Origin of the sequence: Shewanella indica (assembly GCF_033842865.1) — a bacterium.
GTDB lineage: Bacteria > Pseudomonadota > Gammaproteobacteria > Enterobacterales > Shewanellaceae > Shewanella > Shewanella indica.
Genome location: NZ_JAWXXR010000001.1, coordinates 4,501,993 through 4,516,637, shown reverse-complemented (window position 1 = coordinate 4,516,637; position 14,645 = coordinate 4,501,993). Strand labels below are relative to the sequence as shown.

General features: G+C 53.8%; 16 protein-coding genes and 1 pseudogene. 8 read left to right on the top strand and 9 right to left on the bottom strand.

Annotation, left to right across the window (positions count from 1 at the left end; all coding sequences use genetic code 11):
* Nucleotides 1–38 precede the first annotated feature (38 nt).
* The 7 genes from SIL79_RS20240 (at nucleotide 39) to SIL79_RS20210 (ending at nucleotide 6,908) form a co-directional block, all read left to right on the top strand.
* Complete coding sequence (locus SIL79_RS20240) at nucleotides 39–638, top strand: hypothetical protein (RefSeq protein ID WP_319619925.1); 600 nt, start codon at nucleotides 39–41, stop codon at nucleotides 636–638.
* A 345-nt stretch (nucleotides 639–983) separates the two neighbouring features.
* Nucleotides 984–1,442, top strand: coding sequence for a helix-turn-helix domain-containing protein (locus SIL79_RS20235; RefSeq protein WP_319619924.1), 459 nt, complete (start codon nucleotides 984–986; stop codon nucleotides 1,440–1,442).
* A complete protein-coding gene (locus tag SIL79_RS20230; RefSeq protein ID WP_319619923.1) occupies nucleotides 1,439–1,981 on the top strand; it encodes a hypothetical protein in 543 nt (180 codons plus the stop codon). The genes SIL79_RS20235 and SIL79_RS20230 overlap by 4 nt, the downstream gene beginning before the upstream one ends.
* Nucleotides 1,982–2,327: 346 nt before the next feature.
* Nucleotides 2,328–2,561, top strand: a complete 234-nt coding sequence (locus SIL79_RS20225; protein WP_260292388.1) for a hypothetical protein — start codon at nucleotides 2,328–2,330, stop codon at nucleotides 2,559–2,561.
* A 352-nt stretch (nucleotides 2,562–2,913) separates the two neighbouring features.
* The gene (locus tag SIL79_RS20220) at nucleotides 2,914–3,186 is read left to right on the top strand and encodes a helix-turn-helix domain-containing protein (protein ID WP_319619922.1); all 273 of its coding nucleotides are present in this window, start codon (nucleotides 2,914–2,916) and stop codon (nucleotides 3,184–3,186) included.
* Nucleotides 3,187–3,539: 353 nt separating this feature from the next.
* Entirely contained in the window at nucleotides 3,540–4,730 is a 1,191-nt protein-coding gene (locus SIL79_RS20215) for a hypothetical protein (protein ID WP_319619921.1), read from the top strand.
* Nucleotides 4,731–4,754: 24 nt separating this feature from the next.
* A complete protein-coding gene (locus SIL79_RS20210) occupies nucleotides 4,755–6,908 on the top strand; it encodes a putative bifunctional diguanylate cyclase/phosphodiesterase (RefSeq protein ID WP_319619920.1) in 2,154 nt (717 codons plus the stop codon).
* A gap of 48 nt (nucleotides 6,909–6,956) precedes the next feature.
* Here the strand turns inward: SIL79_RS20210 and SIL79_RS20205 are convergent, their stop codons facing one another.
* The 6 genes from SIL79_RS20205 to SIL79_RS20180 all read right to left on the bottom strand — a co-directional run bounded on the left by SIL79_RS20205 (nucleotide 6,957) and on the right by SIL79_RS20180 (nucleotide 11,760).
* Entirely contained in the window at nucleotides 6,957–7,760 is an 804-nt protein-coding gene (locus SIL79_RS20205; protein WP_319619919.1) for a hypothetical protein, read from the bottom strand.
* Nucleotides 7,761–7,972: 212 nt separating this feature from the next.
* Nucleotides 7,973–8,251, bottom strand: coding sequence for a hypothetical protein (locus SIL79_RS20200; protein ID WP_319619918.1), 279 nt, complete (start codon nucleotides 8,249–8,251; stop codon nucleotides 7,973–7,975).
* A gap of 88 nt (nucleotides 8,252–8,339) precedes the next feature.
* Nucleotides 8,340–8,684 carry a hypothetical protein gene (locus SIL79_RS20195; protein ID WP_319619917.1) on the bottom strand — a complete coding sequence of 115 codons (345 nt, stop codon included), beginning with the start codon at nucleotides 8,682–8,684 and terminating at the stop codon, nucleotides 8,340–8,342.
* Nucleotides 8,685–9,036: 352 nt separating this feature from the next.
* Nucleotides 9,037–10,326, bottom strand: coding sequence for an ISL3-like element ISPpu12 family transposase (locus tag SIL79_RS20190; protein ID WP_237145758.1), 1,290 nt, complete (start codon nucleotides 10,324–10,326; stop codon nucleotides 9,037–9,039).
* 21 nt (nucleotides 10,327–10,347) lie between these two features.
* Nucleotides 10,348–10,860 carry a signal peptidase II gene (lspA, locus tag SIL79_RS20185; protein ID WP_003821921.1) on the bottom strand — a complete coding sequence of 171 codons (513 nt, stop codon included), beginning with the start codon at nucleotides 10,858–10,860 and terminating at the stop codon, nucleotides 10,348–10,350.
* A 3-nt stretch (nucleotides 10,861–10,863) separates the two neighbouring features.
* Entirely contained in the window at nucleotides 10,864–11,760 is an 897-nt protein-coding gene (locus SIL79_RS20180; RefSeq protein ID WP_004574643.1) for a cation transporter, read from the bottom strand.
* A gap of 95 nt (nucleotides 11,761–11,855) precedes the next feature.
* Here SIL79_RS20180 and cadR point away from each other — a divergent pair, with 95 nt between their 5' ends.
* Nucleotides 11,856–12,263 (top strand): Cd(II)/Pb(II)-responsive transcriptional regulator, encoded by a 408-nt coding sequence (gene cadR, locus SIL79_RS20175; protein ID WP_004364961.1) that lies wholly within the window; start codon nucleotides 11,856–11,858, stop codon nucleotides 12,261–12,263.
* Between the two features lie 88 nt (nucleotides 12,264–12,351).
* Here cadR and SIL79_RS20170 read toward each other — a convergent pair.
* The 3 genes and pseudogenes from SIL79_RS20170 to SIL79_RS20160 form a co-directional block, all read right to left on the bottom strand.
* A pseudogene (locus tag SIL79_RS20170) lies at nucleotides 12,352–12,695 on the bottom strand (NapC/NirT family cytochrome c); the annotation flags it as partial.
* A 169-nt stretch (nucleotides 12,696–12,864) separates the two neighbouring features.
* Nucleotides 12,865–13,713: a chlorite dismutase family protein gene (locus tag SIL79_RS20165; protein ID WP_319619916.1), complete on the bottom strand. Its 849-nt coding sequence runs from the start codon at nucleotides 13,711–13,713 to the stop codon at nucleotides 12,865–12,867.
* Between the two features lie 237 nt (nucleotides 13,714–13,950).
* Entirely contained in the window at nucleotides 13,951–14,277 is a 327-nt protein-coding gene (locus tag SIL79_RS20160) for a c-type cytochrome (RefSeq protein WP_023445618.1), read from the bottom strand.
* Between the last annotated feature and the right edge of the window lie 368 nt (nucleotides 14,278–14,645).

Genomic DNA, 14,645 nt, shown 5'->3' with positions numbered 1-14,645 from the left:
CGCCTGAACCCGGGGGTTAGCCACACAGGAAAAGCGGCATGAGTGAGCAAGAACGAAATAAAGAGAGGTCAGAGCACAGACAATTTCTAATGACAATGTCTGGCGGGGTGTATGAAAGAGAAGATTTGGAAGAAATATTCAGGATACAAGAAGGCAATTGTTACTTTACTGGAACACCTCTATCCGATGACGAAAAGAACTACTCACTGGATCACTTGAAACCTGTCTGCCGGGAAGGTAGCTGTTGGCCAGAAAACCTGGCGTATGTGCTAAAAGCAGTCAATCAAGAGAAACACGATAAATCAAAAGGCGCCTACTGGAGTGTCCTGGAAAAAAGGCATGGCACAGATTGGGTTAATGAGCGGAAAAGCATAGCGAAGGAAATTGATAAAAAGCGCAAACTTATTGACAAAAAACGCAAGCTCACAGTCGATATGCTGTTGAAGTCATTCCAAGGCCATTTATCCGATAAATATCCAGGAAGCGAAATTGATTTCTCTCTCACGCAGCACGGCCTTCGGTTGATGGTGAACGACGTGGTGGTTTTCTTTGATCCTGGGTTTATCAGGAAAAAAAGAAAATTCAAGGATGCAAGTTACTTTGAAGGTATTGTTCAGAGCATTATTGGAAGGGGATAGCAGGGCATAGCCATTTTCGCCTCCTTGGCGGGCTGTTCCGAGCCGGGCGACCATGTTGGCAAGTGATTATACCGATACTGCTCAAACCCATATGCATTTTCGCCTATCCCCCATATTGGATTACCCATACCTCCCCATGCGATAATAAACAGGCTCCGTAGTTGCGGATAACCACCAAAGAAGATTCCAGGTGATACAGATTCATCGGATCACACGCAACTCTATGCCAGAGACATAGTATATATATTGCCCCGTGCTTGTTATTGCATAGGGGGCATCCATTGTGCCCCCGTATTGGCGGCCTTATGCTGGAAGCATGAAAGAAAAATTACCAGGATTACCGAAATGGGTGAAATCGTAGAACTGCCAGTACCAGCCCAAAAGCTGAAAGCCCTTGAGCACAAGTGGGGCAAGGCGACCCTCGATGTGGCGGGTTGGACAGCCATTCCTAATCTGTTGCTGGAGCGCCAGCAGGCACTCGGCATTGATGCCGTGAAGCTCAATATTCTACTGGTGCTGCTCAAGCACTGGTGGGAGAAGACGAAAATGCCGTGGCCATCAAAGGCCACCATTGGCGAGATTGTGGGACGCGATAAAAGCACGGTACAGAAGCATCTGAAAGAGATGGAGACGCGAGGACTGGTTAAGCGGAAAAGCCGCTATCAGAGTGCCGGAGGTCAAACGTCCAACGAATACGATCTAACAGGGCTGATAACCCAGCTCAAGGCACTGGCAAAGGCGGAGTTGAAGGAACAGAAAAAGCGTGGCGAAGAGGACGCACGGAAGCGCCGGGGGCATGTGTGATGAAATGGAGGCCGTTTACATTCCAGGGCACTACGTACGATCTTAGCCACCTCGATCCCTTCGATTGGCACTATACGACAGAGGCCACCGATAAGCTGACCGCAATCAAGTATAAATTTCAGGTGACATTTTCGATGCACTGTTTTAGCAGGAAGCCGCTGGTCAATGAGCAGGTTACAGGCAATATGTGGTATCCATGGCCGAGAGAGCAGCGGATATTCTGTTTTGACCGCTACGAGTTCTCAAAGCAGCTGCCGGACATCATTCAAGACCTAGGGGGGCGCAATTGTTGGCATACCCACCACGGGACCTTTTTCACCATTGAAGTCACTACTAAGGGCGTCCAGAAGACCGAATATGAGATCTATTTCGATGTAACTAAAGCAACCCGGAAGGGGAATTGGCTGAACCTGGTTATTCAGAGCGCCTATGAGCGAACTGACGCATATGCCAGCACACGCCCGAAAAAACGGAAGATCCGGCTACACGTGATTGCGCGTAACAAACAACAGGGTAGGGAGGTTAGACCGGCCCGGTGAATCTCAGACAAAGCAAAGCCCGCTCAGAGGCGGGCTTTTCCGGGACTCTTCGATATCTCCAGACCAGCTAGAGACCTGTTGCCAGGCGGTACAACCACACTGCCGAGGCAGCTCCGTTCATATGATTGCACTAACAGTATGCGAGAAACACGTTTACACGTCAACCTGTAAACACGTTGAGAATTTAGGCTGTCGGGTTGCGAATAACGGGCGCTATGTTAAATCACCCCGCCAACAGCGACCGCCCCGGCCTCTCCTGACTGCTTGATCTGGTTACCAATACTATATATATTGGTTTCCAGTTTGCTATTTTACCAAAAACGACACTTTTGGCAGACCCTACCCCATGAACGAAGTCGAAATCCGTACCCTAGTCCAGGCCGGCGTGGATCTCCGCCTGGCGGCCGTGCCCCGGCCCCTCGATCTCCCCGGCTTTACCGTGGTGATCAACACCGGCCGCCTGGAACAACGGGAAATGAAGACCCGGCGCGGCCAGGTGCGGGTGTTCAAGAAGCTGGAAACTCTGTGGAAGCTGTGCAAGGAACTCGGGATCGCGGGGTTTGAGGTGCGGGTTCGATAGGTAGGCGCACGGTAGAGTAACCGAGAATCCCAAACAAAGCACTTTGGCGAGGAGAAGGTATACATGATCAAGAAGGGCGACACAGTTGTAATCAAGCCGGAATGGCGTGATCCAGGCGATGAGGGTTTTCATTGGATAGCACTAGAGGACGAGGACGGGGGGCGGGTGCGCATTGCACCGACCGATACGGGTATGGCTATAGAGCCAAACTACGTCGTCGAAACGAGCATGTTAGAGAACGAGTGAGCTGGCGGGTATCACCATGACTGCTAACAGGCCCTAGTACAACATTCAGAGCATCGAATTAGCCGCCCACGCGGCATAGGAAAAGACTGGTTAGAAAGAGATGATAGTGGATAAGAAGCAGCTTGTTAAACTCATCCAGAACCACGAATCAGCCGAAGCCGGGATCGGCGAACGGTTACGAACATTAAGAATGGCCAATGGACTGACGCAAGGACAGCTTGGAGACCTTGCCGGATCAAATAAGGCCGCGATCCAAAAGATCGAAATCGGCAAATCTATGCGACCCAGATGCCTAGCAGCACTGGCTGCTGTCCTTGGCGTTAACCCGGCTTGGCTTGCCTGGGGTGCTCCGTATGCCTCGCCTGAGATAAGGAGTTAGTCAGCGTATCAATCAGACGACATTGCAATAACGAATGGACTTGGTTGGTGCTTGAAATCAGCCCTGAAATGGGTGATTCTGAGCGCGGCGGATTGAAAATACTAAAAGGAATCGACCGCAAGGGCGGGCGAGAGGGAGGGGCGAATGGCGGGGATATTGCTGCGGGATGCGACTCTGACGGCTGGCGAGGTGTGTCAACTCGCTGGGAGTTGGGCGGTTGACCTTATTCGACCGGGGTTCCGGCGCTTCAATGGGCGGACGAGCCGTACCGGCATCGGATTAATGTATAGATTCAATAATCCGCGACTTATGTTGCAGGATTCAGTAGTAAGTTATTTTTATGTCGGCGCGTCATGCCTGAAAACAACAAAAAGAACTTCCGGCATGCACTTGAGCCGCACCAAGTGGGGTGCATCCGGCTGGCCCGCACCTTGGAGCTTCGTCCTCGCGCATTTGAACGGTGGGTACGGGATATCGAATCTTCGCCGGAATTTGCAGCGGCGAGGACGTATGTGCATGTGGGACAGACAATGAAGCCGGCTTTCGCCGGGTCAGGCTGGAGCGGCCGAGGTCAACTGTCACCCCGGGCGTTACACGTGGCCTGGTTTGACCGGTCCACACGATTTTATTTTGGTTCCGAGTTGTTTTCCCGATATTACGAATATGATCCTGCCAGGTTTTCCGACGTCGGTCAGAACCAGTCATGCCTCCTGCAACAACTGCGCTCCGTGAACAGCCGCAACCTGTTGACGCTCGCGCTTCTGCGTGCGTTGGCGGCGCTTCAGGCGTCCTTCCTGAAAAGCGGTGATGCGTTGCTGCTACGGCCTTTGACGCTGAATATGCTCGCCGGCAGCATCAATGCTGATCCGTGCTGTCCGGTACAGGCGGACAGCAGTCGCCTGTCGCGGCTGATGCGCCATCTTCCCGTGGGGGTGCTGGGCGATACGGATATCCGCGAAGCCCGTGACCTGTGCCCCAGGCCGCGGCAACTGCACCGGCGCTACGTAGACGCCATTGTTCGCGCGGAGCAGGCCGGGTTGATTGACCAGCCGGGCAGAAAACCGCTTGACGATACGCTGTTGGCGCAGGCGATCGAGGCGGAATTCGGCGAGTGTCTCTCCCGGCGAACGGTGGCGAACATCCGCCGAGACCTGGGTATTCCCTGCAGCCGGCACCGTGGCGATAACGCCGGCTATCTCGGTGCCACGCACGGTTTCAGCGTGCTGCACCCCCTTGAGCGCCAAGTGGTGCGGTCGATTGCGCCGGTGGCGGGGGGCGTTTATGAACTGCACACCCGCCGCCTCGCTACGGGTCCGGCCGATGTTATTTATATCGGCAGCACCGGCGATCTGCGCAAGCGGCTGACGGACCATATCCGCGGCTCCGGCACCAACGCGTGCCTGGCCGACCATGTCGCCGATGGCCGTGTCTGGTTCCGCTTTCGACCCGTGGCCGATCGTTGGCGCGATACCGAGCGGCAGTTGTACGTGGCGTTTAAACAAAGCTTTGGCAATCGGCCTGCCTGCAACCGGATGAGCCCCTGAGGGTTCCAGGAGTATAGGGTGGAGGTGACTGGGCAACTCAAATTGCAGGATTTCAAGGAATATGCCGAGCGCGTGTTCGCCAACATACCCAGCGGCCTGATCATCCTGTCGACCCGTCTGCGCATCTTGACGGTCAATCGCGCCTTCCTGCGGATGTTCGATGTCCCATCGGATGCGGTGGAGAGGCGTCATGCACTGGAGGTTATCGAGGCGGAAGGGTTTGGTGATCAGCTGTCGGCGGTTCTGGGCGGCGCCACGGCGCGAGCCGATGGCATGCTGGCCATGCGGGTGTGTGGGGGCGACAGCAGACTGATCCGTTATGCCGTTACTGGAATGTATCTTGCAGAAGAAGAAGAAGAAGAAGAAGAAGCGCGTTTGCTGATAGCGCTTGAGGATATCACCGAACAGGAGCGCGCTTTCCAGGACCTGGCCCGCTCCGAGGCGCGCTTGGCGGAGGCCCAGCGTATTGCGCGCCTGGGGCATTGGGAATGGAATGTGAGATCCGGGGCGTTGTGGTGGTCGGACGAGGTCTATCGCATCCTTGGGCGGTCGCGGGAGACCTTCTTGGCCACTATCGACTCGTTCCTCGCCCGCCTCCATCCGGATGACCGGATCCGTGTCGAATCGGAGATCATCAAGTCGCTTAAAGACGGCAGCGATTACCGGATCGACCACCGCATCCTCTTGCCTGGCGGCGATGTTCGCCACGTCCATGAGCAGGCCCGCTGCATCCGGGGCGCGGATGGTAACGTGGAGCGGATGGTCGGCACGGTTCAGGACATTACCGAGCGCAAGGAGTCCGAGGCGCGCCTGTTCCATCTGGCACACCACGATCCGCTGACCAGCCTGCCTAACCGGATGCTGTTGCGTGATCGTATTATCCAGGCGATTGCCTACGGCCGCCGACACGATCGGCTGGTGGCCGTGCTGTTTCTCGATCTCGATCACTTCAAACGCATCAACGATAGCCTCGGTCACGCCGTGGGCGATCGCCTGCTGCAGGCGATTGCCGACAGGCTGCGAAAGACAGTGCGCGATGGCGACACGGTCGCCCGGCTTGGTGGTGATGAGTTCGCCATCGCGCTGACCGATGTCGCCGACCCGGACGATGTGGCCAAATTGGCGAGCAAACTTCTCGTAACCATCAATCAACCGGTGACCATCGATGAGCGCAACTTCCGTGCCTCGGCCAGTATCGGGATCAGTCTCTTCCCCCACGACGGGTGCGACGTGGAAACCCTGTTGAAAAACGCCGATACCGCGATGTACGAGGCGAAGGATGCCGGACGTAACGCCTATCGTTTCTTCCGCGAGGAGATGGATTTAAATATACGTTCGCACCTGGAACTGGAGCAGGCGCTGCAGGTCGCATTGGAGCGCGGTGAGTTCGAAGTGCGGTATCAGCCTCAGATACGCCTGGGCGATGACGTGCAGGGAGGCACAAATGCCGCGGGCGCAGGATGCACAGGAGCGGTGGACGGGCTGGAGGGCGCGGAGGCCCTGTTACGCTGGAACAGGCCAGACGACAAAACGATAGGTCCCGACCAGTTCATCCCTATTCTGGAAGAGACCGGTCTTATCGTGGAAGTTGGCGCCTGGGTACTGCGTCAGGCCTGTGTCGAGGCGGTGCGCTGGCATAAGCGGCTCGACCGCTACCTTACCGTGGCCGTGAATCTTTCGAGGCGCCAGTTTGATGACGCCGGTCTGGTGGATACGGTCAGGCAGGTGTTGCAGGAGACAGGCCTGCCTGCGAATTACCTTGAGCTGGAGGTTACCGAGGGTGTCGTGATGCCGGATCCCATTCGCGCCGGGCAAGTCATGCAGGAACTCAGGGAGATCGGTGTGCGACTGGCGATGGACGATTTCGGGACCGGCTACTCCTCGCTTGTGTACCTCAAACGCTTTCCCCTTGATCGCCTCAAGATCGACAAGGAGTTCATCCGGGATATTGGCGTTGATCCCAATGACGATGCGATTGTGCGCACCATCATCACTCTCGCCGCCAACCTGGATCTGGAAGTTGTTGCCGAGGGCGTGGAGACGGAAGTGCAGCGTGACTTTCTCCGCCAGCAAGGCTGCCAGTATGCGCAGGGCTATCTGTACAGCCGGCCGCTGTCCCTGACCGAGCTTGACGGGTTTTTCTCCGACAAAGCGGTCTTCACGGATTCGCGGAGGTAATGATGAAATATTTGAGTATATTTCACTACCCCCTGATGCCCCCACTGGCTAATGTTCCTTTATTTTCATCATTCCTCTTTTCACAAGGTCAAGTGTTTGTAGTGTTGTTACGGAGGTTAGAACACCTAATACTGTCTTCGTGAATACATTACCCTTCTCTCTATTTATTATTATATTTATGGGCCTCACCAACGGGTTCGGCATTCGTATGCATTCAACATTTTCTGGTAATGGTTCTATTGACATTCGCGGTAACATCGGTTCCTTTATTTTCATCATTCCTCTTTTCACAAGGTCAAGTGTTTGTAGTGTTGTTACGGAGGTTAGAACACCTAATACTGTCTTCGTGAATACATTACCCTTCTCTCTATTTATTATTATATTTATGGGCCTCACCAACGGGTTCGGCATTCGTATGCATTCAACATTTTCTGGTAATGGTTCTATTGACATTCGCGGTAACATCGATATTCCTAATTTATTACTCAAGTTTCGGAGTTCAAAATGGCGAAAACCGGCCCCAACTTTCCCTTCTGTTTCAGTGACAAGGCGAAAGGTGGTCCGCCGGGCTTGGGCCTCCTGTTCTCTCGATAGGTGAGTGGCAACCTTACCAACCAGTTTACCGTTTCGATCCGTGATGATATGCCCGCCGCTGCCCAATCGTCGAAGATCATTCGCCAACGTGGAGTTCTCGATGCCGGCGGCGGGCATGTAGAAATGCACTGTATAACCTGCCGCTTGAACTCGTGCCAGGGCCTCATCTGACTCCCTCTGCATTCTCTCGGCAGCTGTTTCGGGTAGAAGTCTCTTCATCCACTTGGCGATTCTACGCCCGTGTTTGTTACCGATCATGGCCCTTTCTCTGTTCAAAACCATCGTGGTGTTCGTACCGCTGGTCTACGATCCAGCAGTATCGGTTCCCGCCCACGGTGATAGTCCCGCGAACGGCGTCCTTTTTGGAAGCTCTAGCCGCGACCTTGGCGGCGGTGGCGATGTTGGTGGTATCGACTACTATCGATCCTATATAGGTGGCCATGATCTATTTGCTCCTGATCGCTGCGATTTTACATATATGCAGTACGCACCAGGTTAATAATCGCGGCTGCTTCCTGCATTGATAGGGTTATTTTACCGCCGGCATGAGAGAGAATGACTTCTCCCCCGTGCTCGAAAAAGCCTTGATCGGGGCTTGAGTTGTAATTATTCACGTATTCAACCGCCCGAGCTTTGTCAATTCCCACCGTCCAGGCTCCGGTGATCCAGATCCCGAGATCGGTGGTTCGTGCCAATAGATATTCTATCTTACGATCAAACTTAAGTTCATTCGGTTGTTGGTCATTCATATTAGCGCCTCTTTGGTTGGGTCAGGTGTGTAACCACTATACCGGAATGTGTCGATATTCCTGAATCGTTCCAAGGGTCCGTATTTACCTACAGGTGGGTGCTGACGGCCATCTGGATGAAGAGATACGGGTAGGTCAATGGCCATAGGGCAAACATGTGGGTTTTTGCGTTCGCGGTGTTTTCAATAGTGTTGTACATCGGGTGCCAGACTACTAGCTTTCGGAGCACTTTGATGTTCAGTGTAACACCGATGGCCAGGTAGCCAATCAGCAGAAGAACAAATAACCAGGGGAGGTTTGTCCCCGCCACATACTCTATGGCTGCCGATATCAGCCACAGGCCGGTGAGGGCGGCCCAGGCAAGGCCATAGAACAGCCAGGCTCTTTTTAGGGTCATGTTGGGTGCATTGGTAGCGTCGATGTTGTTATCCATTATTGTTTCCCTCTTTGTTAGTTTGCATTTCCTTTCTCTTTGCCCACATTTTTCTTATGAAAAAACCCGACCAGAAGGCCGGGCAAAAGGCGGGGTTTGGGCCTTTTATTTATCCTCTTTCTCCGCGAATACTGGGTGTATTTTGCTGCCAAGCAGTATCACAGTTACCAGGCAAACCAGCCATAGAATGGCGGCTGGTAGTGGCATGGCAGATGAAAATGGGGTGAGTAGTGCGCAGAATTCCATAGTCGTCCAGTTGGCCATATTTCGTCCTTTCTCTATTATCCAAAAATCGGGTATACGGATTTAATGGTTGATGGGGCACCTTTACCCCACCAACCTGATACCACCCTCAGATGGTTGATAGATCGACTCCGTAGTTGAGTTCCTCTGCGAAGTCCGGCAGTCCGTAACCGATGGTTTTCTTGTAGAAAGGAGAGACCTTCGCAGTCGGTGCCTTCTTCTTGTGCTTCGTGGTGTAGAGCATTCGTGCCCGCATCACCTCGAAGGAGTAACCGCGCCCTTCACGGTTCTTGTCCTTGGCCAGTCGGTTGATGGACTCCGTGTAAGCGTTGGTGACGGGCATGTCCGTCTCGAAGTAGGTCATGGTCTCTTCGCGCCAGTTTCCCACTGCCCTGACCAGATCGCTCCAGACTTCCTTTTGGCCCTTCGGGATGGTGGCTATCCACTCGTCCAGGGCGGCTTCTGCCTGGAGCCGTGTGGTGGCGTCCCAGATGCCGTAGAAGCGCTCCTTGTGCTCGTAGGCGGCCAGCAGTTGCGGGAACGCGCCTGTCCAGGTCTCCATGATGAGGCGCTCCCGGTCTGAGACTTCGTGAGCGCGTTTCAGCAGGATTTTCCGGTCTCCCTTGAGAGTCCGGCTCTGGGACGGTTTCAGCTCCTTTCTGAGGCCCTTGCGCACTCTCTCTAGGGCATCGTTGGCCATGCGCACCACATGGAACTTATCGACCACGATACGGGCCTGGGGCAGCACAGCCTTGACCGCTGCCCGGTAGGGGTTCCACATGTCCATGCTGACGATCTCGACCTTCTGCCGGTCTTTCAGCTTCATCAGGTAGTTGGTCACCACGTCCTGGCGGCGGGTGGCCAGCAGGTCGAGCAGGGTTCGCTCCTCAATGTTGGTTAGAATGCAGCGGTAGCGCTTGTTCAGGTATAGCTCGTCAATGCCCAGGATGCGGGGCGTCTCGAAGCGGTGCCAGCGCCCCAGGAACTCGGCGCGGGCGTTGAAGATGTCGCGCACCGTCTTCTCGTCCAGGCCGGTCTGTGCCGCCACAAAGGTGTAGGGGTGGTTGTAGGATTCCTTCTCCACGTACTCATGCAGCCGCAGTGTCATACGGAATCCGTCCACCATCTCCGGTAGCTGGGGCCTGAATGTTGTCTTGCAGGCCCGGCAGGTGTATCGGCGGCGGACCACCCAGAGAGTGACCCGCTTGCCGTGGATGGGCAGATCACGATAGGGAACGTCACGCTTGCCGAACCGTACGAACTCACCCTGCACGCCGCATTCCTCGCAGGCGATGGGATCGGGCACGTCCACCTGGAAGTGCATTTCGTCGTCGGTTGATTTGCAGCCCAGTACTTGGTATTGCGGCAGGTGAAGGATGTTGTCGGGAAGTTCGGTCATGGTGTTGTATAGGCGTAGGTGTCAGTCAGATCCATCCGACTCGGCATTGGTGTTTGCTTTTTTACCCAACAAGCTGCTGGAAACGAAAAGTAAGGCACCGAGGACAATTGCAATATCAGCCAGGTTGAAGGCCGGCCAATGCCAGTCTCGCCAATAGAAATCAAAGGAATCCACAACATAGCCGCGAAAGACCCGGTCAATCAGGTTGCCCATGGCGCCACCGAGGATAAGACTGTAAGCGATGGCTTCTCCTTTATGACGATTTTCAAGGATCAGCTTGATCAGAAAAATCGAGACCACTACCGCGATTCCGATAAAAAAGTAGCGCTGCCAGCCTCCACCATTCGCAAAAAGACTGAATGCGGCACCGGTGTTCCATAGGTGCACCCAGTTAAAGAACGGGGTCACCGAAACATACTCGCCATAGGCCATTGATTGCTGCACCAGCCACTTTACAGCCTGATCAGACGCTGCCAGCAGGCCCGATATGGACAATAGGGCATACGGCGAGAGCTTTTTGCCAATAATGAGCATTATTTAACCCTTCAACGCCAAAATGCGTCTGGCACCGTTAAGTACAATGCCCCCCGCGATGGTGCCGATAATCAGATCCGGATAATTGGAACCGGTCCACGCGACCAGGGCGCCGGCGGTGATGACCCCCAGGTTGATCACCACGTCGTTGGCCGAGAATATCCAGCTTGCCTTCATGTGCGCCCCGCCTTCCCGATGTTTGGATATGAGCAGCAGACAACTGGTATTGGCAATCAATGCGACGAATGCGATAGCCATCATCACCAGCGATTCAGGCTCACTACCGAATACAAAGCGTCTCACCACCTCTACGAGCACGCCCACAGCCAAGATCAGTTGCAGTACACCAGCAAGATGCGCGGCACGTACCTGCATTTTCACGCTATGTCCAACCGCATAAAGGGCAAGCCCGTACACCGCCGCATCGGCAAAATTGTCCAGGGATTCTCCAATCAGGCCGGTGGACTGGGCGATCAGACCGGCAGTCATTTCCACCACGAACAGAAGTGCATTGATGCCGAGCAACCAGCGCAGGGTCCCGGATTCTTGCTTAGCAGAAGCTGCCGAAAACTCGGCGGCCTTGATGGTCTCCGGATTTGCAGCGACGGTTTCCTGAAGCGAGGCGCCTAGCCCCAAGGTCTTCAGTTTCGAGGTGACGGGCTCGACCTCGCCGTCATGCACGACCTTCAGCCGGCGGTTCGACAAGTCGAAGGACAGCGCCCGAATCTCCTCAAAGCCGTTCAGGGCTAGGCGAATCATTCGTTCTTCTGATGGACAGTCCATCTTCGGCACGGCATAAACACTGACCCATCTCCCTGGCGCCTCGGAGGAGGCCTGTATATCGGTATCCGCTGCGGACGTTGCATCACCGCCACAGGCGCCACCACAGGATTTGCTCATGATACGACTCCACTTGAACAATGTTGTGGTACCATTTAAAACTATAAAGCTACTATAAGGTCAATAGAGTAAAGAATCCGTTGGGGAGGAGGCTGATGCGCATTGGTCAGTTGGCGCAGTTGGTAGGGGTCGAAACACAGACGATCCGCTTCTATGAACAGCAGGGCTTGTTGCCGCCGCCTGATCGGCAGGACAACGGTTACCGTGTCTATACCGAGAAGCATGGTGAGGGGCTGGCCTTCATCCGTCGCTGCAGAATCCTGGGCCTGTCACTGGCTGAGATTCACGAACTACAGAGCTATCAGGACGACCCTCATCAGCCTTGTACCGCCGTCAACGCCTTGCTCGATGATCACATCTCTCATGTGCGGTCGCAGATAACCGCTCTGCAAGCGCTTGAGAAACAACTCGTTTCACTGAGAGCGAGTTGCAACGATGACCGGGAAGTTGAGGCGTGTGGGGTTCTTGCTGGAATTAGCGAAGGAAACATGCACCAGCAGTAGGTGAAGCATCAACCAGATAATCCGATGAGATGCCGGTCTGTCTCACTCTCATGCAAAGGTAAGATCAACCATTTAATCCGCTTACCCCAAACTTTTCCTTGGTATCAATGGTTCCCATGAGTTTGCCGTAGATTTCGCCACTCGCTTGAACCTTGCGCATCATCTTGTGGCCCCAGTCCTTGGGCACGTGGCAGTCTGAGCAAGTGGCACGGACGCCGGTTCGGTTGGTAAAGTGGATGGTTTCCTTGTATTCCTGATATACGTTGTCACGCATTTCATGACATGAAATACAGAACTCAAGCGTGTTGGTTGCTTCCATTACAGTATTGAAGCCCCCCAAAAGAAGATGCCTGCGATAAAGCCGACCGAGAGCAAACCCAATAGTGAGTATTTAGTGCTTGGTTGGCGCAGCGATTTGAGAATGTTTGTCATTTAATTGGCATGCATAATAGCGAGTCGGTTACTCGGCGATCTGAAACGAGCAAGGTGAGCTTCAGACTCTCAAATGCTCAAATACTGGGGTATGGCGATCCTTGGGTCTGGCCCAAGGATCGCGAGACAAGGCTGTTCCAGGCGCGCATGGGAGGAACAGCCTTGCCGTTTACTCGGCAAGCGCCTTTATCACGTCTTCCGGAGAGTGAATGGTTCCGAGCGTTGTCGGACTGCCCCAACGAACGTGGAATTTATTCTCTTTGACCTGCGCCAGAGACAGCGCCAAATTATTGAATGCTGTCAGATCATCGGTCTCAAAATAGGTGATGAAATCGGTGTCATCCAAGCCAGTTGAGTGGTACAACTTACGCTTGACGTTCGCGAGATAGGCTAAGGTAGGTGTCGTGTGAACTTCCATCTCTTTCAGACGCTCTTCCGGCGACATGTTCCACCATTCCGCGTTTTTCTTGACGGGGATTACGATCACATATCTTGGTGCCGGCCCGCTATAGGTAGCCGAACTAAGTCCCGCATTCAGCTCTGGAGACTTGTCTTTGCTGATGTAGTTTAAGGGCTTTGTTACACCGACAAGGGTCTCAAAAACATCGGCATTCTTCCCGACCGTTGTCGAGCGGAATTCGCGCATGAAGGTCTGGGCTTTTGCCAAGTCGTAGGCGTTGATGCGGAAGAAAAAGTCGGAATTGGTTTCTAGGCCACGTGTTAGGTAGAGATCAACCAGAACGTTATCCTTATGTTTTTCAATTAGTTTCTTAACTTCTTCCGCGGCGCTCTTGCGTTCCATTGCTGGCACCTTGCTCCAATCAGGGCGCAATTTGAACATTGTAAAAACGCCGAAGACCCCGGGCTGGGTCAGGATGGTTCCCCGCTCGATTTTCATCGGTTGCATGGGTTGCATTGCCTGCTGAGCAACAACAGGTGACGAAGCCATCGCTATGGCTGCCCCGATAGCAGTGGCAGCGAGACTCAATTTGAAACTGCGAATCGACATGTTGGTCATGGATATCCCCTTGTGTGAAATGAATAAATGAAATTCTAGAATCTAAAAAATTGGTGTTTTCATACATAAAAACTCTTGGCTAACTGAATCTATGAATCAATTTCCCGCAGCACACGTGTTGCAGATGGGCCGTCACAAATTGTTCAGCCAGCTCTGTCAAAGCAACAAAAAACTGGGTTGCCACCTTTCTTTTACCTCTTTGCCTGGCGCAAGGTCAACAGACCCTAAAAACCGCTGTTATTGCTCGCTGTAAAAGGCCGCAATATCAGCAATATCCTCATCACTTAAATTGGCGGCCTGCGGGGCCATCATGGCCGTCATGCCACCAGTACGCTCACCTGCCCGATAGGCCTTGAGTGCACTCTCGAGATAGGGCGCCCATTGACCGGCAAGATTGGGATAGATATTTACCGCCGACGTGCCGTTAGCGCCATGGCAGGCGGCACAGACCGCTACTTTCTGCGCTCCGGCTGCGGCATCCCCTGCGGCCATAACCAACCCCGATTGCGCCATCATCCCCAGCAATACCGCGGCAACAGACCCTTTTACCCAGTTATTCGACATTTTGTTTCCCTTTATAGTGACAGTACTTCGACAACCATATCCATGAATTTATTAGGAACGTTGCAGGCCCCTTTTGCAAGCCTTGGTTAGCGCTAAATACGGCTCTGTTGATCTTGGTCAAATGAAGTTGAAAAAGCCGTGATGACGGCGGCTAAGCGATGGCGGACGGCTCTGTTTAGATGTAGGCTGGCCACCATTAGCGGACCAAGAAAAAAATGATACGACGGGGGTGCGTTCCACAGGAACGCGTTCCCGTTGCTATTGTTTATGAATACTGAATCCCTCTTGATACCGGGAGCTGTCTGCAGAGCTATCGACATCTGTATGGCTGGCTCCCACGCCAGGAGTCTTGGCCAAACACACCAACA

Bases quoted from the DNA above. Each gene is read 5' to 3' on its own strand.
- SIL79_RS20240 (WP_319619925.1), top strand. From the start codon at position 39: ATGAGTGAGCAAGAACGAAATAAAGAGAGGTCAGAGCACAGACAATTT.
- SIL79_RS20235 (WP_319619924.1), top strand. From the start codon at position 984: ATGGGTGAAATCGTAGAACTGCCAGTACCAGCCCAAAAGCTGAAAGCC.
- SIL79_RS20225 (WP_260292388.1), top strand. From the start codon at position 2,328: ATGAACGAAGTCGAAATCCGTACCCTAGTCCAGGCCGGCGTGGATCTC.
- SIL79_RS20215 (WP_319619921.1), top strand. From the start codon at position 3,540: ATGCCTGAAAACAACAAAAAGAACTTCCGGCATGCACTTGAGCCGCAC.
- SIL79_RS20205 (WP_319619919.1), bottom strand. From the start codon at position 7,760: ATGATCGGTAACAAACACGGGCGTAGAATCGCCAAGTGGATGAAGAGA.
- SIL79_RS20200 (WP_319619918.1), bottom strand. From the start codon at position 8,251: ATGAATGACCAACAACCGAATGAACTTAAGTTTGATCGTAAGATAGAA.
- SIL79_RS20195 (WP_319619917.1), bottom strand. From the start codon at position 8,684: ATGGATAACAACATCGACGCTACCAATGCACCCAACATGACCCTAAAA.
- SIL79_RS20190 (WP_237145758.1), bottom strand. From the start codon at position 10,326: ATGACCGAACTTCCCGACAACATCCTTCACCTGCCGCAATACCAAGTA.
- lspA (WP_003821921.1), bottom strand. From the start codon at position 10,860: ATGCTCATTATTGGCAAAAAGCTCTCGCCGTATGCCCTATTGTCCATA.
- SIL79_RS20180 (WP_004574643.1), bottom strand. From the start codon at position 11,760: ATGAGCAAATCCTGTGGTGGCGCCTGTGGCGGTGATGCAACGTCCGCA.
- cadR (WP_004364961.1), top strand. From the start codon at position 11,856: ATGCGCATTGGTCAGTTGGCGCAGTTGGTAGGGGTCGAAACACAGACG.
- SIL79_RS20165 (WP_319619916.1), bottom strand. From the start codon at position 13,713: ATGACCAACATGTCGATTCGCAGTTTCAAATTGAGTCTCGCTGCCACT.
- SIL79_RS20160 (WP_023445618.1), bottom strand. From the start codon at position 14,277: ATGTCGAATAACTGGGTAAAAGGGTCTGTTGCCGCGGTATTGCTGGGG.